Here is a 20,690-nt window from a genome sequence, read left to right on the forward strand (position 1 = left end):
AGTTCAGACGGCAACCTTGTCGAGCGGGATGCGGCTTTCTTCGAAGGCCTTGAGCTCCGCCTCGCGCTCGTAGATGTAATTGCGGTTGTCGGGAACGGCCGTGCGTTTCTTGACGATCTGCATCTGGAAGATGAAGAAGCTTTCGTGGGTGAAGGCCATTTCCGAACCGGCCAGATAGAACTCCCACATCCGCACGAAACGATCGTCGTAAAGCGCCGCCGCCTTGTCCTTGTTGGCGATGAACCGCTCGCGCCAGTGGCGCAGCGTATGGGCATAATGCATCGGCAGGACTTCGATGTCGGAGACGAGCAGGCCGGCCTTCTCGACCGCCGGAATCACTTCCGAGATCGCCGGAATGTAACCGCCCGGGAAGATGTATTTCTCGATCCAGGGATTGTTGATCAGGGCCGGATAGGGCTGGCCGATCGAATGCAGCACCATGACGCCGTCATCGGCGAGCACGTCGTTCACCTTGTCGAAGAACTTTTGATAGTTCAGCCGGCCCACATGCTCGAACATGCCGACGGAAACGATGCGGTCATAACGCTTGTCCGGGGCTAAGTAATAATAGTCCTGCAACTCGAAGCGGACGCTGTTGGCAAGACCGCGCTTAGCCGCCCGTTGGCGGGAAATCTTGAGCTGCTGGGTCGAGAGCGTGATGCCGGTCACGTCGACGCCGGAGGATTCCGACAGATACATTGCCATGCCGCCCCAGCCGGAGCCGATTTCCAGCGCCTTCTGGCCCGGCTCGGCAAGCAGCTTGGCGACGATGTGGCGCTTCTTGGCGATCTGCGCCTCGTCGAGCGAAATCCCCGGCGGATTGAAATAGGCGCAGGAATATTGCCAGTCCTCGTCGAGGAAGAGCGAAAACAGCTTTTCGTTGAGATCGTAATGATGGGCGACGTTGCGCCGATTGTGGTTGATCGGCACGCGATTGCGAAACTGGGAAACCAGCACGCGGGCGATGCCGCGCCAGATCATCCCGAAGGTCAGGCCTTCGCTGAGGGTGTTGTCCTTGATAAGCGCCAGGAACTCGTAGATGTCGCCGTCATCGATGACGAGACGGCCGTCCATGTAAAGTTCGCCGAGCTTCAAGGGAGGATCGGCCACCAGTTCGCGTTCGGCGGCTTCATCGATAAAGCGTATCGAAACGGACCGCCCACCGCCGTCGCCATAACGCTGCTCGCCGGCCGAACCGCGTACGATCAAAGTTCCAGTCTTGATGATTTTGCTGAGAAGATTGTGAAGGGACGAGGCCACGGACCCACCTCCAATAATACTAAGGATGCCTTACTAATCCAAAATCTAGTCGTTTCTGTGCGACTTTCAAGCACATTGCAGCCATGAAAATGACATAAAAAAACAGGCCGTCAAACCCCTGGCTGACGGCCCGCACGTTGTGATTGAGATTTTCCGGAAGCCCGTGAAATTTACTTGCGTTTTAAAGCTTCTGCGAGTGCTGCACCAAAAGCGCCCTGCGATGAAGGTTTTTCAGTTTTCATCATTTTCGGGTTAACCGGCCGGACGTCACGGTCACCGCGCGGAGCGGGTGCCGCCTCGCCGCTGTCCTTGCGCATGGTCAGCGCTATCCTCTTGCGCTTCACATCGACCTCGACGACGCGGACTTTGACCACGTCCCCGGCCTTTACCACTTCATGCGGATCCTTGATGAAACGGTCGGCCAGCTGCGAGACATGGACCAGCCCGTCCTGGTGCACGCCGATATCCACGAAAGCGCCGAAAGCGGCGACATTGGTGACGGTGCCTTCGAGCATCATGCCCGGCTTCAGGTCGGTGATCTCGTCCACGCCCTCGGCAAAGGTGGCGGTCTTGAAGCTTGGGCGCGGGTCGCGGCCGGGCTTTTCCAGTTCGGCGATGATATCCTTGACGGTCGGCAGGCCGAAGGTCTCGTCGATGAACCGCTTCGGGTCGAGCGCCTTGAGCGCTGCGCTGTCGCCCATCAGCGAGCGGAGGTCACGGCCGCAGGCGGCGACGATCTTCTTGGCGACGCCATAGGCTTCCGGATGGACGGCGGACGAATCCAGCGGCTCCTTGCCGTTCGGAATGCGCAGGAAGCCTGCCGCCTGTTCGAAGGTACGGTTTCCGAGACGGGCGACCTTCAGGAGGTCCTTGCGGCTCGAAAAAGCGCCGTTCTGGTCGCGATGGGCGACGATCGCCTCGGCGATCGAGCGGCTGAGGCCGGAGACGCGGGCGAGCAGCGGTGCAGAGGCCATGTTCAAATCGACGCCAACAGCATTCACCGCGTCTTCGACCACCGCATCCAGCGAGCGGGAGAGTTTTCCCTGGTCGACATCGTGCTGGTACTGGCCGACACCAATCGATTTCGGCTCGATCTTGACGAGTTCCGCCAGCGGATCCTGCAGACGACGGGCGATGGAAACGGCGCCGCGCAACGACACGTCGAGGCCGGGGAATTCGAGAGCGGCGGTTTCCGACGCCGAATAGACCGAAGCGCCGGCTTCCGAGACGATGACCTTGGTCGGCTTCTGCCCAGGCAGGTTCAACAGCATGTCGGCGACCAGCTTTTCCGTCTCGCGGCTGCCGGTGCCGTTGCCGATGGCGATCAGCTCGACATTGTGTTTGCGGACCAGCGAGGCGAGCTCGGCCTGGGTGCCGCGGATGTCGTTCTTCGGGGGGAACGGGTAGACGGTGGTGGTCTCCAGCAGCTTGCCGGTGGCATCGACGATCGCCACCTTGACGCCGGTGCGGATGCCCGGATCGAGGCCCATCGTGGTGCGCGAGCCGGCGGGTGCGGCCAGCAGCAGGTCCTTGAGGTTGCGGGCGAACACGTGGATCGCCTCCTCCTCGGCGCGCTCGCGCAATTCGCGCATCAGGTCGAGTGACAGCGAGACCGAGAGCTTGACACGCCAGGTCCAGCCGGCGGCTTCCATCAGCCAACGGTCGGCGGCCCCACGGTCGCGGATATCGAAGGCGAGCGCGATGATACGCTGGGCGGGTTTTACCGGCGACGGATCGTCCTGGTCGACTTCGATCGTCAGTGTCAGGAACTCCTCGTTCCAGCCGCGCAGCATGGCAAGCGCGCGGTGGCCGGGAGCGGTCGCCCAGCGCTCTGAATGATCGAAATAATCGGAGAACTTGGCGCCGGCCTCCTGCTTGCCGTCGACCACCCTGGCCTTCAGCGTCGCACCAGCCCGCATATGCTGGCGCAGCCGGCCGAGCAGGTCGGCATTTTCGGAGAACGTCTCGGCGACGATATCGCGGGCGCCTTCGAGCGCACCCTTCACGTCGGCGACCTCGTCCTTGACATAGGCTTGCGCCAATACCGCCGGATCGGCGCTGCGGTCGGCCCAGATCGCTTCGGCCAAGGGTCCGAGGCCACGTTCGCGAGCAATCTCGGCGCGGGTGCGGCGCTTCGGCTTGTAGGGGAGATAAAGGTCCTCGAGCTCGGCCTTGGTCGTTGCCTTGCCGATCTTTGCGGCAAGCTCGTCGGTCATCTTGCCCTGCGTATTGATCGAATCGACGATGGTGGAACGGCGTGCTTCGAGCTCGCGCAGATAGACCAGCCGTTCAGACAGGTTGCGGAGCTGCGTATCGTCCAGCCCGCCGGTCACTTCCTTACGGTAGCGCGCAATGAACGGCACGGTGGCGCCTTCGTCGATCAGCCCGATCGCGGCGGCGGCCTGTTCGGGGCGGGCATTGATTTCCGCGGCAATCGCGGCGGCAAGGAAACGGAGATCGGCGGCCATGGGCGTCCTCGTTCAAATGGGAGGCGCGACCATAGTCGAAGTTTGTGGCAAGGCAACGTGGCGAATGCCGGTTCCACAATTTGCTTGTAGCGACCCGTGCCGGAACGAAACAGGCGGTGACAGATCACTAACCAAGGCCCTGTGGAAAACAAGAACGCACTCTCACCTCCGGCGAGAGGCAATTAAAACCCATCCCGCCGCATGATGTGGCCGAATGGAGAGACGAATGCCCAAAAACGCCGCCAGGATTCTGGCATTTGATACGGCGGTCGCCAGTGAAGAGCTTGAGGCTGCCATTTCCTATCTCGAACAGAAGCTGAACGATGCGTCCCTTCGGAACGAACCGGTACCTTTCCTCGCGTATAGGAACAGGGTGATCTTCCAGACGACACTGGACATCCGACGTGGCGCCAAAAATCGGCGCGGTGAATTCTGACCTTTATCGAACGCAAGGCCTCCCATCGAAACGCCATGATGGCCACAAGATGGGAGGCCACCTAAGCCTTGGCCCTTGACCTTTGCCTCCCCTCCCCTTAACCGCCGCGCAAGGCCAAGGTTTTCAGCACAGGCGAGGGCAGGACATGAAGGTTCTCTTGATCGGTTCGGGTGGACGCGAGCACGCGCTCGCCTGGAAACTCGCCCAGTCTCCGAAACTCGGCAAACTCTACGCCGCCCCCGGCAATCCCGGCATCGCCGATCATGCCGAACTCGTATCGCTCGACATCGACGATCATGCCGCCGTGGCGGCCTTCTGCCTCGACAACGCAATCGACCTCGTCGTCGTGGGGCCGGAAGCGCCGCTCGTGGCCGGGCTTGCGGATCATCTCCGCGCCAAGGGCATTGCGACCTTCGGTCCTTCCGCGGCCGCCGCCCAACTCGAAGGCTCGAAGGGTTTCACCAAGGACCTGTGCGCCCGCTACGATATCCCGACCGGCGCCTATTGCCGCTTCACCGACGCGGCCGAGGCCAAGGCCTATGTGCGCGAACAGGGCGCGCCGATCGTCGTGAAGGCAGACGGGCTTGCCGCCGGCAAGGGCGTCACCGTCGCCATGGTGCTCGACGAGGCGCTTGCTGCAATCGACGACTGCTTCGACGGCGCCTTCGGGTCGGCCGGTGCCGAAGTGGTGGTGGAAGCCTATCTGGACGGCGAGGAGGCAAGCTTCTTCTGCCTGTCCGACGGCCAGACGGCGCTGGCGCTGGCGACGGCCCAGGACCACAAGCGGGTCGGAGACGGCGATACCGGCCCGAATACCGGCGGCATGGGCGCCTATTCGCCCGCTCCCGTGATGACGCCGGACATGGTGGCGCGCACCATGAATGAGATCATCGAGCCGACGATCCGCGGCATGGCGGAAAGCGGGCATCCGTTTAGCGGGGTGTTCTTCGCGGGCCTGATGATCACCGCCAAGGGTCCGGAACTGATCGAATACAATGTCCGCTTCGGCGATCCCGAATGCCAGGTGCTGATGATGCGGCTGAAGAGCGACCTGCTCGACCTGCTGCATGCGGCAGCGACCGAAACGCTCGACCAGGTTTCCGCCGAGTGGAGCGACGACGTGGCGCTGACCGTGGTGATGGCCTCCAAGGGTTATCCGGGCGCCTACGACAAGGACACCCCGATCGCCCACCTGCCGGAGGATGCTGCCGGTGGGAAGATTTTTCACGCCGGGACGGCTCTCAGGGACGGCAAACTTGTCGCAACCGGTGGCCGCGTCCTGAACGTTACGGCGACCGCCGGGACCGTCGCGGACGCGCAGGCGCGCGCCTACAGGCTCGTGGACCAGGTCGAATGGGAAAACGGCTTCTGCCGCCGCGATATCGGCTGGCAGGCAGTGGCGCGCGAAAAGAGCTGAGTGCCGGAAACGCCAAGTTCATTCAAAATTTACCGATTATCCAGACGGGATAGAAACGAAGCGGCGGTAAACATTGGGGACCTCAAGAAGGATTCCCGGTCATGCGTCTCGTTCTGGCTACAGCTCTGGTGTTTGCAAGCGGTTCCGCTTTCGCGTCGTCGATCACGGTGATCAACAGCGCACATCAACCAGGCGTCAGTATCGTCACCAAGACCTGCGCAAACTGCCCCGTCACCATGGCGCCGACATCGGACGAGGCAGCCTACAAGGTTCCTGATCTGCCGGCAGGCACCCAGAAGACGGAAGTCATCGAGATCAACGGTGAGAAGAAGCTGGCGCGCACCGAAGCCTGGCTCGGCGGCTCGCCGGTGGTCCATGTCAGCAAGCTGCCCAAATGGATGGCCGAGGAAAAGGCCATTGCCGAGCTTCACCCGACGACCAACGGCTCGACCCAGACGCAGATCGTCGCCGCCGAAGCACCGAGTGACGGCATCGATACCGCCGCCATGACCAGTGCTGTGAAGACAATCGGCGACGCGTCGGTCGGAATTGCCGAGGCTTCGCTCGCGCCGAAGCCGCTGGCCCTCGACATGTTCGAGTTGCGCACCAACCGGTTCTAAGTTAGAAAATCATTATATTTACATAGCAGAAAGTGCTTCTGGAACGCCGTTTCACGGCATGCGCGCAAATTGTGCATCATCAAATCCGACCTGCCCAAAATATTTGCGTTCGGGGCTGTCAAGACCCCGATAATTAAATTTTTATTCAAATGTTCGAGATCACTCTCGCGTCATAGTGCGATGTAAGCACGTGATCGGCGCAGGATGCGCTTCCCCAAAAACTTCGCCCCCCGCTCCGGCTCCTCCGGGAGAGTTCGGCTGCCTGAAAGTGAGTCGAAACATGAAAAATCTCAAGATTTCCCACCAGTTATTGACCATGGTGGCAGTGCTCATGGTGGCTTTTACCGCCGTCACCTACTATCAGATCCGCACGTCGATCGCCTCCATCTATGCCGAGCGCTACGAAATGCTGCGCACCCAGGTGGAATCGGGCATTTCCATCCTGCAATCCTATTACGACCGGGAAAAGTCGGGCGAGCTGAAGCGCGAGGACGCGCAGAAATTGGCTTACGCAACCGTGGCAGGGATCAAATACGAGCCGGCCGGCTACATCTTCGGCCTGAACTACGAGACGGTGACGCAGTTCCACTTCAATTCCAAACTGATCGGCGTGAACCAGAAGGGTCAGCCGGACAAGATGGGCAACCTGTTCCGCGAAGAGATGGTAGCCAAGGGCCGTGCCGGCGGCGGCGTCACCACCTATTACTGGGAAAAGCCTGGCATGCCGGCTGACAAGGTCTTCGAAAAGGCCGCCTATTCCCGCGCCTTCGAGCCTTGGCAGCTCATTGTCGGCACCGGCGTTTACACCGACGACCTCGACGCCAAGATCAACAAGACGATCCTGGAAGTGGTCGGCATCGGCTTCATCGCCTTCCTGTTCGCACTCGGCGTCGCCGTCCTCGTCATCCGCAACATCACCAAGCCGCTGGCCGCCGTGCACACGGCCCTGCAGGCCGTCGCCGATGAAAATGTCACCGCGACGATCCCGCATACGGACATGTCGAACGAAGTGGGCATGATGGCGCAAGCCACCCAGGCTCTGCAGGAAAAGATCCGCGAACGTCACGCCATGGCCGATCGCGAGGAAAAACAGAAAACGGAGCTCGACCGCGAGCGCCAGCAGAATGTCGATATGCAGCAGCAGGAAGCCGCAAGCCAGACCCGCGTGGTCTCCACCATCGGCGAAGCGCTCGAAGCGCTTGCCCAAGGCGACCTCACCGTCCGCTGCAGCGATCTCGGAGCGCGTTACGAGACGCTGCGCCATAACTTCAACGAGGCGCTCGCCCATCTCGAAGCGGCGATGAGCAAGGTCAATGCCAAGGGCATCGACATCGGCGGCTCGAAGGAAGAAATCCGCCGCGCCTCGAGCGAACTGTCGCAACGCACCGAACGCCAGGCCGCCAATCTCGAAGAGACGTCCGCGGCTCTCGACGAACTCACCGTCGCCGTTCGCCAGACGGCAGAAGGTGCCCACGAGGCCGCCCAGCGCGTCACTTCGGTCAGCGCCGAGGCCACCCGCTCCGACCAGATCGTCGCCCAGGCGATCGACGCGATGGGCGGCATCGAACATTCGTCGGACGAGATCTCCAAGATCATCGGCGTCATCGACGACATCGCCTTCCAGACCAACCTGCTGGCCCTCAATGCCGGTGTCGAAGCGGCCCGCGCCGGTGAATCCGGCAAGGGTTTTGCGGTCGTCGCCCAGGAAGTGCGCGAACTCGCACAGCGCTCCGCCGCTGCGGCAAAAGAGATCAAGGATCAGATCTCGCGTTCTTCCGGACAGGTGCAGAACGGTGTGCGCCTCGTCGGCGAAGCCGGCGAAGCCCTGAAGCGGATTTCCAACCAGGTGAAGGCGGCGAGCGACATCGTCGGCAAGATCGCCCATTCGGCTTCCGAACAGGACACCACGCTGCGCTCGATCTCGTCGTCGCTGAACCAGCTCGACGCGGCGACACAGCACAATGCGGCGATGGCGGAAGAAACGACCGCCTCGGCCGAGGCGCTTGCCGCCGACACCGATGAACTGCTGAGCCTGATCAGCAGCTTCCGCATCAGTGCAGGCCACAATACCGGCTACAATGCCGGTGCCGGCGGCCTCAACCGCGTCGCACAGAAGATGCGCCGGGCCAGCTGACGCCAATCCAATACATGGGACGGAGGAACCGCCGGATCGAAAGATCCGGCGGCTGCATCATAAGAGATAATAAGTCACACAGTAAAAATTCAACTCAAGTATATAATGCATGGACATTAAATACTATTTCCAAACCGCTTCGGCTTATTGAGCCTTGATGCTCAAATTTCTTTTATTGGCGACAGCTTTAAACGTACTTCCTCGTGAAAAACATACGCATAATTTCTCTGGATTGCCAAATATCATCCCTGAAATTCGCTTTTGTTAAATTTTTATTCAAATATTGCATCATATTCTCTCGGGTGTGCGATGCAGCACATTTCCACGCGCAGAAGCGCCTCTCCATTCAGAATCATTCTTCCAAGTCGCTCGAGGCGAGCTCAATCACTTATGGAACGAACATGAAAAACCTGAGGATTTCAAACCAGCTCGTCCTGCTGGTTCTGGCCCTGATCGCCGGCTTCGCTGTCGTGACCTATTTCCAACTCCAGACCTCGACGCGCGCTATCTATGCCGAGCGGTATGGAATGCTGCGGACCCAGGTGGAGTCAGGTATCGGCATCCTAAAGAAGTTCCAGCAGCGTGAGGCGGCCGGTGAGCTGACGCGCGCAGAAGCCCAGAAGCAGGCCTTCGCCGCAGTCTCCGCCATGAGCTTCCAGCCCGACGGCTATCTCTTTGCCTATGACTACGACGTGAAGATGCTGATGCATCCCGATCCGAAGAAGGTCGGCGAGAGCGGCAAGGGCAAACCTGATTCTGCCGGAAAACTGTTCCGCGACGAAATGGTCTCCGTTGGCAGATCCGGCGGCGGAATTGTCGATTATATAAGCACAACCAAGCCCGGCCTGCCTGATGGCGACTTTTCGAAGAGCTCCTATGCGAAGGCATTCGAACCCTGGCAGATGGTCATTGCGACAGGCGTCTACACCGACGACCTGCAGGCGCAGATTCGCGGAATGGTGCTGGACGCACTCGCTATCGGCGCGCTCGCCTTGATAATCGCCCTTGCGGCTGCCTATGTGGTGATCCGCGGCATCACCAAGCCTCTCGCCGCCGTGCATGGCACGCTTCAGGCGGTCGCCGACGAAAACGTCACGATCGCCATCCCGCATACGGACATGTCGAACGAAGTGGGCATGATGGCGAAGGCCACTCAGGCGCTGCAGGAAAAGATCCGCGAACGCCATGCCATGGCCGATCGCGAGGAAAAGCAGCGCCAGGAGCTCGACCGCGAGCGCCAGCAGAACCTCGACGGCCAGCAGCAGGAAGCCGCGCTGCAGACCCGGGTGGTCTCCACCATCGGCGAAGCGCTGGAATCACTCGCCCAAAGCGACTTGACGATCCGCTGCGGCGATCTCGGCCCGCGTTACGAGACGCTGCGCCACAACTTCAACGAGGCGCTCGCCCATCTCGAAGCGGCTATGAGCAAGGTCAATGCCAAGGGCATCGACATCGGCGGCTCGAAGGAAGAAATCCGCCGCGCCTCGAGCGAATTGTCGCAACGCACCGAACGTCAGGCCGCCAATCTCGAAGAGACGTCCGCGGCTCTCGACGAACTCACCGTCGCCGTTCGCCAGACGGCCGAAGGCGCACACGAGGCGGCCCAGCGCGTCACCTCGGTCAGCGCCGAGGCCACCCGCTCCGACCAGATCGTCGCCCAGGCGATCGACGCGATGGGCGGCATCGAACATTCGTCGGACGAGATCTCCAAGATTATCGGCGTCATCGACGATATCGCCTTCCAGACCAACCTGCTGGCGCTCAATGCAGGCGTCGAAGCAGCCCGCGCCGGCGAGTCCGGCAAGGGTTTTGCGGTCGTCGCCCAGGAAGTCCGCGAACTCGCCCAGCGCTCCGCCGCTGCGGCAAAAGAGATCAAGGATCAGATCTCGCGTTCTTCCGGACAGGTGCAGAACGGCGTCCGCCTCGTCGGCGAAGCCGGCGAAGCCCTGAAGCGGATCTCCAACCAGGTGAAGGCGGCGAGCGACATCGTCGGCAAGATCGCCCATTCGGCCTCCGAACAGGACACCACGCTGCGCTCGATCTCGTCGTCGCTGAACCAGCTCGACGCGGCCACCCAGCACAATGCGGCGATGGCGGAAGAAACGACCGCCTCGGCCGAAGCGCTTGCCGCCGATACCGATGAACTGCTCAGCCTGATCAGCAGCTTCCGCATCAGTGCAGGCCACAATACCGGCTACAATGCCGGTGCCGGCGGCCTCAACCGCGTCGCACAGAAGATGCGCCGGGCCAGCTGACCAAAGTTAGTCGGGGGACGGGGAACCGCCGGGTCGAAAGATCCGGCGGTTTTTTTGGGGTTAAGATCAGGCGGCGGCCACTGCCAGGTGGATGCCCGAGCTTTCCTGCAATTGCCGGATGACATTGAACAGATTATCGGCGCGCGGATTGCCTTTTGGCCCGAACATTCGCATCAGGCTCTTGGCCGGCATATCGACCTTTTCGGCCAATGTCTCGAAACCGATCGTAGCGTTGATGAAGTCGCGCAGCACGCTCTTACCGGTTTCGAGATCGCCTTCCAGAAGAAGTTCGACCGCATCCGAAAGCAAAGCGGCGCGAAATGCCGGATCCTGATCCAGCCGGGCCTTCACCGTTTCCTTGAATTCGCGTGTCAGGGCCATATCAGCTTCCCTTCCTGGATTTGTAGTTCTGCCAATAGCCAAGCGCGGTCTCGATATCATTTTGCTGGCGCTGTTTGGTTCCGCCGACCAACAGGATCACCAGTTGCTCGCCGTCCCGACCGAAATAGATCCGGTAGCCGGGTCCATAGTCGATCCGGTATTCCAGCGCTCCGGCGCCGACCGACTTCACGTTCGAGAGGTTGCCTTGTCCGATCCGCGCCAGCGCAATCGTCACCTTCGAGGCCGCAGGGGACTCGATCTTCGAAAACCACCGCCCGAAAGGGCTCGATCCATCTGGTTCAAGGTATTCGGTGATCTTCATTGGATGATGGTAACATATGCGTCACCATCATCCAATAGCGTCGGACGTTCAGCCGCTGATCTTGGAAAAGTCCGCGACGGTCGCGGTCGCTTCGCGGATGGCTTTCAGGAGGGCGAGGCGGTTAGCGCGGATGGCGGCGTCTTCGTCGTTGACGAGCACGTCCTCGAAGAACTTGTCGACCGGGGCACGGAGTTTCGACAGGGCTTCCATGGCCGAGCGAAAGTCTTCCTTGGCGACGGCCTCGGCCGCTTCCTTCGAGGCGACGACGATCGCTGCCCAGAGCGCCTTTTCGGCATCGAGCCTCAACAGTTCCTCGGAAACGCCATCGGCGACGACGGTGCCCTTCTTCTCTTCCGCGGCAAGCAGCTGCACGGCGCGCTTGGTGCCGGCGAGCAGGTTCCTGCCGTCTTCCGAGGTGATGAACGCCGTCAGTGCCTCGACGCGGCGGGCGGCCATCAGGAGGTCGTCGGAGTCGGGCGTCAGGACGGCGTCGATCAGGTCGTGGCGGGCGCCCTGGTCGCGGAGATAGACTTTGAGGCGGTCGTGGAAGAAGGAGAGAAGAGAATATGATACTTCTTCAACAGGTAGGAATCGAGCAACCTTTTCTTCGTTAAATATATCTACCTCAACCTTGAAGAGATCTTTACCGGGAGTAAGAGCCTCTTTGTCTATATACCAGAATGCGTCAACAGATGCCGGTTCTTTCAGCATCAAACTCGCTTTTGTTCTATAGCTTCCGGTTTCGCTCTTAAATTTCAACGCATGCAGCGCCTCAAATCGTTCGAGGTAAATCAAGTGAATTGTCTCGATTAGGTTGATCAGTGAAGTCCGCACATTCCGCTCCAGCAAAACGCGCACCACCCCAAGCGCCGCACGCCGCAGCGCATACGGATCCTTCGACCCAGTCGGCTTCTCATCAATCGCCCAGAAGCCAACCAGCGTATCGAGCTTATCCGCAAGCGCGATCGTCAGACCAACCTTGTCCTCGGGTAGGCGATCTGACGGGCCATTCGGCTTCCAATGGTCTTCAATGGCAGCGGCGACCTTCGAGTCCTCGCCCTGTAGCAGCGCGTATTTACGCCCCATGAGGCCCTGCAGTTCAGGAAATTCGCCGACAGCTTCGGTGCGCAGGTCGGCCTTGGCCAGTACCGCGGCACGATCTACCAGCGCCGGATCGGCGCCCGTCACCTTCGCCAGTTCCTGAGCCAGCGCCCGAATACGCGCCACGCGTTCGCCCTGCGTGCCGAGCTTGGCGTGGAACGTCACGTTCAGCGCGTCGAGCTTTGCCATGCGCTGGTCGAGCGGCTTCTTGAGGTCCAAGTCGAATTTCTTCGCCGACTCCTCCAGCGTGTCGAGATCGGGCATGTCGCCCTGGTCGCGGGTCCAGAAATGCTTGGCGTCGGAAAGACGGGCGCGCACGACCTTGCCGTTGCCGTGCATGATTTCCTTGCCGCCGTCCTTCGCCTCGATGTTCGAGATCAGGATGAAGCGGTTGGAGAGCCCTTCCCCGCCGGCCTGCGGGCGGGTGACGAAACATTTCTGGTTCGTCTTGATGGTCAGGCGGATGATTTCGGAGGGGATTTCGAGATAATCCTGTTCGAACTCGCCCATCAGCACATGCGGCCATTCGACGAGGCCGGAGACCTCTTCCAGCAGGCCTTCGTCCTCGACCAGGTCGAGGCCGTTGGCGAAGGCGAGGTCGCGGGCGTCGTGCAGGATGACGTCCTTGCGGCGGTCGGCATCGAGCATGACCTTCGCCTTTTCGAGGCTCGTCACGTAGTCGTCGAAACGGCGCACGGTAACGGCGTCAGGCGCGTGGAAACGGTGGCCGTAGGTGATGTTGCCGGCGGTCAGGCCGTCGATCTCAAAGGGGATGACCTGGGTCTCGTCATGTTCCGGGCCGAAGACGCAGACGATGGACTGCAGCGGGCGCACCCAACGGAGACTCTCCGGACCCTTGCCGTCGATGCCGGCAAAGCGTGCGCCCTTCGGCATGGAAGCGGCGCCCCAGCGCATCGATTTCGGCCAGGGGAAATTGCGGATGATGCCGGGCATTACCTCGGCGATGATTTCTTCCGCCGGACGGCCGGGCTTGGAGATGACGGCGACGTAGAAATCGCCCTTCTTCGGGTCGTTGACGACCTGGGCCTCGGAAATCGAAGAAAGACCCGCACCGCGCAAAAAGCCGGCGATGGCACCTTCCGGCGCATCGGTGCGCGGACCCTTGCGCTCCTCGCGCTGATCTGCGGAGCGGGCCGTCAGGCCGCGGATATCCAGCGTCAGGCGGCGCGGCGTCCAGTATTCGCGTGCACCCTCATAGGTCAGGCCCGCTTCCACCAGCGCGTCGGTGACGAGCTTTTTCAGGTCTCCCGCCGCCTTGCGCTGCATGCGGGCGGGAATTTCCTCCGAGCGGAGTTCGAGAAGCAGATCGGGCATCGATAATCAACTTTTTGATGATTGTTCAACAGGGCGTGGCCTTAGCAAGCCCGCCGCCAAAAGTCACCAGCCGGATTGGGGAAAGTGTTTACCAGCCGCCTCCGCCGCCGCCACCTCCCCCGCCGCCGGACGAACCGCCGGAAAAGCCGGAGGAGGAGGACGAGGATTTTGGGGCGGGGATGGTCGAGGCGATGGTGGATGCCATCGAGGAGGAGAAGCCGCCGATACGGTCGCCGAAGTTGGAGCCGTAATTTCCGCTATACCAGCCGGGCGCATAGGCGCCGGCGGCAGCACCTGCCGCGGCGCTTGCAAGCCAGGTCTCGAATGTGTTGCTCCACGGCTTTTCGACGCCGAGCGCCACCGCATAGGGCAGCAGCTTTTCGAAATGCTGCGGCGACATGGTGGGGGCGCCGGCCGTGTTCATGCGGTCCTTTTCGGCGAGCGTCAGGTAGATGCGCAGGCCCTCTATACCATCCATCAGCTTGCGGCCGAGCGGTGTCGGGGCGCCTATCAGGAAGAAGAAGATTACGTTGGCGAGCACGATGCCGCCGACCGAAACGAGGATCGGCCAGTGCTCGTTGCCGGTCATCTCCGACAGGACCGCCACGAGGATGGCCGAGCCGATCGAGATCGCAACGAGGCCGATGACGCCGAGGATAACGACCGAGATGATTTTCGAAAACAGCGACGAACCGCGGCGGAAGCCCTTGCCGAAACCAACAGCAAGGAAACCGAAGACCACGGCGAAAAACGCGGGGATGATCAGCATGGCGATCATGTCCGGTTCGAGATTGCCGAACACCAGCAAAGCGACGATGGAAAGCACGCTCAACAGGACGCCGCCGATCACGTAACCCCTGTTGCCGTTGTAATATTTGCCGCGATGTTCCTTCTCGATCGCCTGGCGGAAGCTCGCGCCGACCGACTGGACAGTGGTGCCGTGCGCCTCGTCGATAATCAGTTCCTGCCCCTTGGTCCCGATGGAACCGAGGATCGAGGCCTGGCCGATCGGCACCGTCCTCGGCACGGCCTTGTCGGTGCGCCGGATGACGATCTTTTCCGCGAGATCCTCCAGCGTCACATAACCCTTGACCGCCAGATCGAGCGCGCTTGCGGCAAACGCCGTCCAGCCGCCGCCGGAAAAGCCCTTGTTGTCGATGTAGTTGACGAGGGCCGGCGACAGCCCCTCCGGCGCATCCCAGCGCGGCACGACGACGCCTCGATCCGGATCGCGACCGACGCGGACCCAGAACGCGGCATAATAACCGACGACGAGGACAAGGCCGACGATCGAGATGATCGTCCCGATATTGTCGCGCCACCACCACGCGCTTTCCTGATCCCGGGAGGGAGGAGCTACAATCCCCTTGGGAAAGCCCGCGACGATCGTCAGCCCCTCCTGCGCGCCGAGCGGCCTCGTGGTCGAGAACACTGCCTGATTGCCGTTCGCCTGCATGCGAGCATTGCGAGCGGTGGAGCCGAGCGGGCCGGTATAGGCGGCGGTCTGGTTTATCCGCGCGCTGCCCGGCAGTGTCACCCGCGCCGAGGCCTGGGCGATACGGAATTCCCAGCCATTGCCGGTCGCGTTCCAATAAAGCTCGTCGTGGTCGTCGAAATAACGGATCTGACGGTCGGTCTTGTAGGTGAAGACGAAGGTGTGTTCGCCATCCCGGAGGAAGACGTCCTTGTCGCCGGAATAGATGCGGATGCCGCCGGTAACACTTTCCGTATGGAACGGTTCGGGCTGGCCGTCGCGGGTGACGGAAACGACCTCGAAACCGACGCGCACCGTGCGGTCGGCCGCATCCGTCATGGTCAGCGGGAAGTCTCGGAACAGGCCGCGCTTGATCCTGTCGCCTTCGGAATTGGCGATGATCGTTTCGGCAACCGTCAGGTCGCCGTTTTCCGCGACCTGGATGTCGGAATGATAGGAGCGGATATATTCTTCCGCGGCGGCGGGCAGCGCCGCCGGCAGCGAGAAGAGCAACGCCAGGCCAAGGCCGGAGAACCACCGCATCACGACATTCCTCCTCTTCGGCACCAGCCGATCCGGGTTTTCCGCTTAAACTATGTCCGTATATTCGACGCCGAGCGAGGCCAGTACGTCCCAATAGCTGGGGAAGGTCTTGGCGACGCAATCCGGATCGAGAATGGTGATGCCGCCGATCATCAGGCCCGCCAGCGCGAAGCTCATGGCGATACGGTGGTCGGCGAAGGTGTTGATCTCGGCCGGCAGGGTCTGGCCGGCAAGCGACGGGTCGGAGGCGACGATCAGGTCGTCGCCCTCTTCCGCGGCAAGGCCGTCGCGAATGGCGTTGAGGCCGAGCGAGAGCGCCCTCACCCGGTCGCATTCCTTGACGCGCAGGTTGGCGATACCGGTGAAACGCACCGGCGTTTCGTTGAAGGCGGCCAGCACGGCGAGCGTCGGCACCGCATCCTGCATCTGCGATCCGTCGATTTCGGCCGGCAGGTGCGGGAATTGCGCGATCACCTCATAAGCCTTGGCATCCGGCTGGGTGAAGGCGGTGGCCGCCACACCGAGATCGATGGCGCCGCCGGTCAGCACCTCGGCGGCCCAGAGATAGGTGGCGGCCGACGCGTCCGGTTCAATCACGAAGTCCGCCGCGCGATATCCGGTCGGCTCGACCTTCCATGTTGCGGCGTCGATCTGCTCGACATTGGCGCCGAAAGCCTGCATGGCGGCGAGCGTCAGGTCCACATAACCGCGGGCGCCGATTTCCGCACCGGCGAGCGCAACCGTCAAGGGGGCGTTGGCACCTTGGCTGACCAGCGGCCCCGCCATCAGCAGCGCCGAGACGTATTGGCTGGAGAGACCGGCATCGATCTCGACGCGGCCGGAGGCGAAATGGCCATTGCCGCGAACCGTCACCGGCGGGCAGCCGGTCGGCGCTTCGGCATCGATGCCGAGCGATTTCAGGGCGGCGACCAGCGGGCCGATCGGCCGCTTGCGCATGTGTTCGTCGCCATCGACGACGACGGTGCCCGCAACGGAAGCGACAGCCGCCGTGAGGAACCGGGTCGCGGTGCCGGCATTGCCGAGGAACAGCGGGGCGGATGGCGGCAGAAGCTTGCCACTGCCGGTGACGACAAAGGTCGTCTCGTCCGGCTCGTCGACCGAAACACCCATGGCCCGCAAAGCGTCGGCCATATAGCGCGTATCGTCGCTCCGCAGAGCGCCGGTCAGCCGGCTGGTGCCGCTGGCAAGGCCCGCCAGAAGCAGGGCGCGGTTGGTGATCGACTTGGAACCCGGCGGCATGGCGCGGCCGGAAAGCGGCTTGCCCGGCGGCAGGATGGTGAGTTTGGCTCTACCCATGATATTCGTCTCTTAACGCCAATGGAATGCCGCAACGAGCGGCCGACCGCGCTCTTAAACCGTTGCGGCACGAAGGTCCAATGGCGGATTTCAGAACTTGACGGTCGGGACCGCCCGATCGGCGGCGTTCTCGATCTCGAAATACTCGCGCTTCGAGAAGCCGAACTGGCCGGCGACGAGGTTGTTGGGGAAGCTCTCGACCTTGACGTTCAGGTCGCGAGCCGCACCGTTATAGTACCGCCGCGACATCTGGATCTCGCTTTCGATGGTTTCGAGCGAGGCCTGCAGTTCGGAAAAATTCTCGTTCGCCTTGAGGTCCGGATAGGCCTCGGCAAGTGCTATGATCTTGCCGAGTGCCTGGCCGAGCAGGCCTTCCGCCTGGGCGCGACCGGCGACATCGCCTGCGGGTACCGCCTGCGCCTGGTTGCGCAGCTTGACGACTTCCTCGAACGTGCCCTTTTCGTGCGCGGCGTATCCCTTGACCGTCTCGATCAGGTTCGGGATCAGGTCGGCGCGGCGCTTCAACTGAACGTCGATGCCGGACCACGCCTCCTCCGCCATCTGGCGAGCTTTGACGAGGCCGTTGTAGATCATAACGACGTAGAATGCGACGAGAACAATTATGCCGATCAAAATGTACATCTGAGTCTCCCGACTTGCCATTGCGATGGGACAGTAGAGGCGTGGTATAAAAAAGTGGTTGAAGTCATCGATTATTTTTCACGGTCAATTTTTTGACTTACCGCAAAGTCCCGACCGTCCGGATGCCCTAGATTCTCTTACAGAAAACGGGCTGCTCCGAAGATTCGGCCCCACCTCAAAACAATCTGGATGGAATTGCCATGGCGTGCCTGGTGCGAACCGCCAATGTGCTGGCGTTTGCCGTGCTGTTTTTTCAGTACGGGGTGATGATGAGGCCGCCGGAGCCGGCCGGCACGCGCCGGTTTCTGCAGATCTATGCAGGGCAGCTTCCGACCGGAGCCTATCCGACAATCAAACCCGTCTGGCAGCTGGGCACGCAATGGACTGCCGTTTGAACGGTTCGCCGCGCTGCGTCAGTCCCGATCCAGGAAAACCCGGACCTCAGGCGGCCCGGCCGAAATTCGCACCACCGGCATCCGTCATCAGAAAGGCCTCGCCGCAGGCTTTCGCCAGCGTGCGGACGCGCAGGATATAGCTCTGGCGTTCGGTGACCGAGATCACCCCGCGGGCATCCAGCAAGTTGAAGACGTGGGACGCCTTGATGCACTGGTCATAGGCGGGGAAGACGCATCTGTGCAGCATCTGGTTGGCGTTCGCGCCCGGAGCGCCTGCCGCGAGCAGCGCCTGGCATTCCTTTTCCGCGTCGATAAAATGCCGGTGCAGCATGGCGGTATCGGCAAATTCGAAGTTATGGCGAGAATATTCCTGCTCAGCCTGCAGGAAGACGTCACCGTAGGAGATCTTTTCCTCGCCCTCGCGGCCGTTGAAATTGAGCTCGTAGATGCTGTCCACGCCCTGCAGATAGGTGGCGAGGCGTTCGAGGCCATAGGTCAGTTCGCCGGCGACCGGCGCGCATTCGATGCCGCAGACCTGCTGGAAATAGGTGAACTGCGAGACTTCCATGCCGTCGCACCAGCATTCCCAGCCGAGGCCCCAGGCGCCGAGCGTCGGGCTTTCCCAGTCGTCCTCGACGAAACGCACGTCGTGCAGCAGCGGATCGAGGCCGATCGCCGCAAGCGAGCCGAGATAGAGTTCCTGCAGGTTCGGCGGGTTCGGCTTCAGGATGACCTGGAACTGGTAATAGTGCTGCAGCCGGTTGGGGTTTTCGCCATAACGACCGTCGGACGGACGACGCGACGGCTGCACATAGGCAGCCTTCCACGGCTTCGGCCCCAGCGCACGCAGCGTGGTCGCCGGATGAAAGGTACCGGCACCAACTTCCATGTCGTAGGGCTGCAGGATCGCACAGCCCTTGTCCGCCCAGTAATTCTGGAGCGCGAGGATCAGCCCCTGGAAGGAGCGGGTCGGAGACATGTGGTCGGGCAGCTCGGTCATGGCCATATCTGTGTCGGTTCGAGGATGCGGACGAGTGCCACGCATCAGGGGCGCGGGTCAAGGATTTCATAGAAGAGATGCCGTGCGCATCACCGCAGATCGCGAGTTGGCGGAAATCGAAACGGCGACCTACCGGCTAGGCGACCTGCCATCCTCTGCGTAAGTTATGCGGGCTCCGACCGGACTTCACGCGTGAAGGAACGGCTTTAGTCGTTATTCGGATCGCGGCTGTTGGCTTCCTCGCGATCGAATTTCCAGCCATCCGGCAACTTCCACTTGAAAGCACGAATCCTTTCCAGTGCCGCACGCCGCTTGTCAGCATCGGTCTCCGCCACGGCAGGATTCCTCTCCTCGGACATGAGGCTTACTCCTCGTCCCGCTTCACCCGGTATTCCCCCGTCGTCGGGTCCCGTTCCAGGGTGCCGATGGCGCCGGTCTGGCGTTCCTTTTCTTCGCGGCGGGTGCGCGATGACAGTCTTTCGGCGTCCTTGATGAACTTCTTGTAGAGCATCCAGCCGCCGCCGATGACGATGATCAGAAATAAAAGCTGCGCCATTTCCCCTCTCGCGCTATCCTGACGACCTCAAAGGCCGTAGCGGCTCCACATTGCCTTTTCTTCCAGGCTTGCCGCAAGTCCCGTGACTGCGCCTGCGGCGATTTCTCCAGCCTTGCCCTCGCCGAAGACGACGCCGGGCACGCGGCGGCCGAACAGGGTACGGGCGCTGCCGATCAGTTCCAGCCTCGTATCCTTGCCGTAACGGCGCTTGAGGACCTCGCGCATGTCGCCGAGACTGTCGACTAGGCCGAGATCGAGGCCGCGCACCCCGCTCCAGAACAGGCCCGAAAAGATCGTCGCATCGTCGGCGAGCCGCTCGCCGCGGCGCATCTTGACCATCTCGATGAAGACCTTGTGGATTTCGAGCTGCAGGGCCTTCAGGTATTCGATGTCGCCTTCCTTTTCCGGCTGGAAGGGATCGAGGATCACCTTGTTCTCGCCGGCGGTATAGACGCGGCGCTCGACGCCGATCTTGCGCAACAGTTCCGGAAAGCCGAAACCGCCGGACACGACACCGATCGAGCCGACGATGGAGGTCGGATCGGCAAAGATCTCGTCGCCGGCGAGCGCGATCATATAGCCGCCCGAGGCCGCGACATCCTCGACGAAGACCAGCACCTTCTTGTTCTTTTCTTCCGCCAGCGAGCGGATGCGCTGGAAGATCAGGCGCGACTGGACGGGCGATCCACCCGGGGAATTGATCGAGATCGCGACGACCGGCGCATCCTTCTTGGCGAAGGCCTTGTCGAGCATCGGCGCCACGCCGGCCAGGTTGAGGCTCTGCTTGAACTGGCTGCCGCCGGCCATGATCGCTCCGTGAAGCCGCACGACGGGAATCGTCAGCCCCTTCTTACGGAACCGTTTCGGCATCAACCTCTTCAAAAACCCGGCCATTTCTTTTCCTTCTGTCGCGTTCGGCTCTGCCAAAGCATGTATGTGACGGATTTTCAAACGCAATGGCTGCGCCGCTTAAAGCAGGATTTTGATTTTCTAGTTGCGAATGACTTGCATTACCATTCCAACAAGGCATTATC

18 protein-coding genes are annotated in these 20,690 nt (G+C 61.5%); 6 read left to right on the top strand and 12 right to left on the bottom strand.

The window, feature by feature from the left end; translation table 11 throughout:
• Positions 1–3: 3 nt before the first annotated feature.
• Positions 4–1,260: a cyclopropane-fatty-acyl-phospholipid synthase family protein gene (locus C5J26_RS12445; RefSeq protein ID WP_105402036.1), complete on the bottom strand. Its 1,257-nt coding sequence runs from the start codon at positions 1,258–1,260 to the stop codon at positions 4–6.
• A 170-nt stretch (positions 1,261–1,430) separates the two neighbouring features.
• On the bottom strand, positions 1,431–3,728 hold the full coding sequence (locus C5J26_RS12450; protein WP_105402037.1) for a Tex family protein: 2,298 nt from the start codon (positions 3,726–3,728) through the stop codon (positions 1,431–1,433).
• Between the two features lie 226 nt (positions 3,729–3,954).
• On the opposite strand from C5J26_RS12450, the gene C5J26_RS12455 reads away from it, so the two are divergent.
• The 5 genes from C5J26_RS12455 to C5J26_RS12475 all read left to right on the top strand — a co-directional run bounded on the left by C5J26_RS12455 (position 3,955) and on the right by C5J26_RS12475 (position 10,590).
• Positions 3,955–4,164, top strand: a complete 210-nt coding sequence (locus tag C5J26_RS12455) for a hypothetical protein (RefSeq protein WP_105402038.1) — start codon at positions 3,955–3,957, stop codon at positions 4,162–4,164.
• Between the two features lie 145 nt (positions 4,165–4,309).
• Positions 4,310–5,581 carry a phosphoribosylamine--glycine ligase gene (gene purD, locus C5J26_RS12460; RefSeq protein ID WP_105402039.1) on the top strand — a complete coding sequence of 424 codons (1,272 nt, stop codon included), beginning with the start codon at positions 4,310–4,312 and terminating at the stop codon, positions 5,579–5,581.
• Positions 5,582–5,682: 101 nt separating this feature from the next.
• Positions 5,683–6,201, top strand: coding sequence for a plant virulence effector HPE1-like domain-containing protein (locus tag C5J26_RS12465; RefSeq protein ID WP_105402040.1), 519 nt, complete (start codon positions 5,683–5,685; stop codon positions 6,199–6,201).
• A gap of 280 nt (positions 6,202–6,481) precedes the next feature.
• Positions 6,482–8,335, top strand: coding sequence for a methyl-accepting chemotaxis protein (locus C5J26_RS12470; RefSeq protein ID WP_105402041.1), 1,854 nt, complete (start codon positions 6,482–6,484; stop codon positions 8,333–8,335).
• A 401-nt stretch (positions 8,336–8,736) separates the two neighbouring features.
• Complete coding sequence (locus tag C5J26_RS12475) at positions 8,737–10,590, top strand: methyl-accepting chemotaxis protein (RefSeq protein WP_105402042.1); 1,854 nt, start codon at positions 8,737–8,739, stop codon at positions 10,588–10,590.
• A 66-nt stretch (positions 10,591–10,656) separates the two neighbouring features.
• Here the strand turns inward: C5J26_RS12475 and C5J26_RS12480 are convergent, their stop codons facing one another.
• The 6 genes from C5J26_RS12480 to C5J26_RS12505 all read right to left on the bottom strand — a co-directional run bounded on the left by C5J26_RS12480 (position 10,657) and on the right by C5J26_RS12505 (position 17,705).
• Complete coding sequence (locus tag C5J26_RS12480) at positions 10,657–10,971, bottom strand: DNA-binding protein (protein ID WP_105402043.1); 315 nt, start codon at positions 10,969–10,971, stop codon at positions 10,657–10,659.
• A gap of 1 nt (position 10,972) precedes the next feature.
• Positions 10,973–11,293, bottom strand: coding sequence for a type II toxin-antitoxin system RelE/ParE family toxin (locus tag C5J26_RS12485; protein ID WP_105402044.1), 321 nt, complete (start codon positions 11,291–11,293; stop codon positions 10,973–10,975).
• Positions 11,294–11,341: 48 nt separating this feature from the next.
• A complete protein-coding gene (gene glyS / locus C5J26_RS12490) occupies positions 11,342–13,729 on the bottom strand; it encodes a glycine--tRNA ligase subunit beta (RefSeq protein ID WP_105402045.1) in 2,388 nt (795 codons plus the stop codon).
• Positions 13,730–13,817: 88 nt separating this feature from the next.
• Positions 13,818–15,749 (bottom strand): DUF2207 domain-containing protein, encoded by a 1,932-nt coding sequence (locus C5J26_RS12495; protein ID WP_371681914.1) that lies wholly within the window; start codon positions 15,747–15,749, stop codon positions 13,818–13,820.
• A 42-nt stretch (positions 15,750–15,791) separates the two neighbouring features.
• Positions 15,792–17,066: a 3-phosphoshikimate 1-carboxyvinyltransferase gene (locus tag C5J26_RS12500; protein WP_105402047.1), complete on the bottom strand. Its 1,275-nt coding sequence runs from the start codon at positions 17,064–17,066 to the stop codon at positions 15,792–15,794.
• 87 nt (positions 17,067–17,153) lie between these two features.
• Positions 17,154–17,705 (bottom strand): LemA family protein, encoded by a 552-nt coding sequence (locus tag C5J26_RS12505; RefSeq protein ID WP_046611032.1) that lies wholly within the window; start codon positions 17,703–17,705, stop codon positions 17,154–17,156.
• Between the two features lie 200 nt (positions 17,706–17,905).
• On the opposite strand from C5J26_RS12505, the gene C5J26_RS12510 reads away from it, so the two are divergent.
• Complete coding sequence (locus C5J26_RS12510; RefSeq protein ID WP_105402048.1) at positions 17,906–18,100, top strand: hypothetical protein; 195 nt, start codon at positions 17,906–17,908, stop codon at positions 18,098–18,100.
• Between the two features lie 46 nt (positions 18,101–18,146).
• Here C5J26_RS12510 and C5J26_RS12515 read toward each other — a convergent pair whose 3' ends face one another.
• The 4 genes from C5J26_RS12515 to C5J26_RS12525 form a co-directional block, all read right to left on the bottom strand.
• Complete coding sequence (locus tag C5J26_RS12515) at positions 18,147–19,100, bottom strand: glycine--tRNA ligase subunit alpha (RefSeq protein WP_105402196.1); 954 nt, start codon at positions 19,098–19,100, stop codon at positions 18,147–18,149.
• Between the two features lie 206 nt (positions 19,101–19,306).
• Positions 19,307–19,435, bottom strand: coding sequence for a hypothetical protein (locus C5J26_RS33530; protein WP_256386079.1), 129 nt, complete (start codon positions 19,433–19,435; stop codon positions 19,307–19,309).
• A gap of 29 nt (positions 19,436–19,464) precedes the next feature.
• The gene (locus C5J26_RS12520) at positions 19,465–19,656 is read right to left on the bottom strand and encodes a hypothetical protein (RefSeq protein ID WP_007772443.1); all 192 of its coding nucleotides are present in this window, start codon (positions 19,654–19,656) and stop codon (positions 19,465–19,467) included.
• Between the two features lie 27 nt (positions 19,657–19,683).
• Positions 19,684–20,550, bottom strand: a complete 867-nt coding sequence (locus C5J26_RS12525) for a S49 family peptidase (protein ID WP_105402049.1) — start codon at positions 20,548–20,550, stop codon at positions 19,684–19,686.
• Positions 20,551–20,690: the final 140 nt, after the last annotated feature.

Source organism: Neorhizobium sp. T7_12 (assembly GCF_002968535.1).
GTDB lineage: Bacteria > Pseudomonadota > Alphaproteobacteria > Rhizobiales > Rhizobiaceae > Neorhizobium > Neorhizobium tomejilense.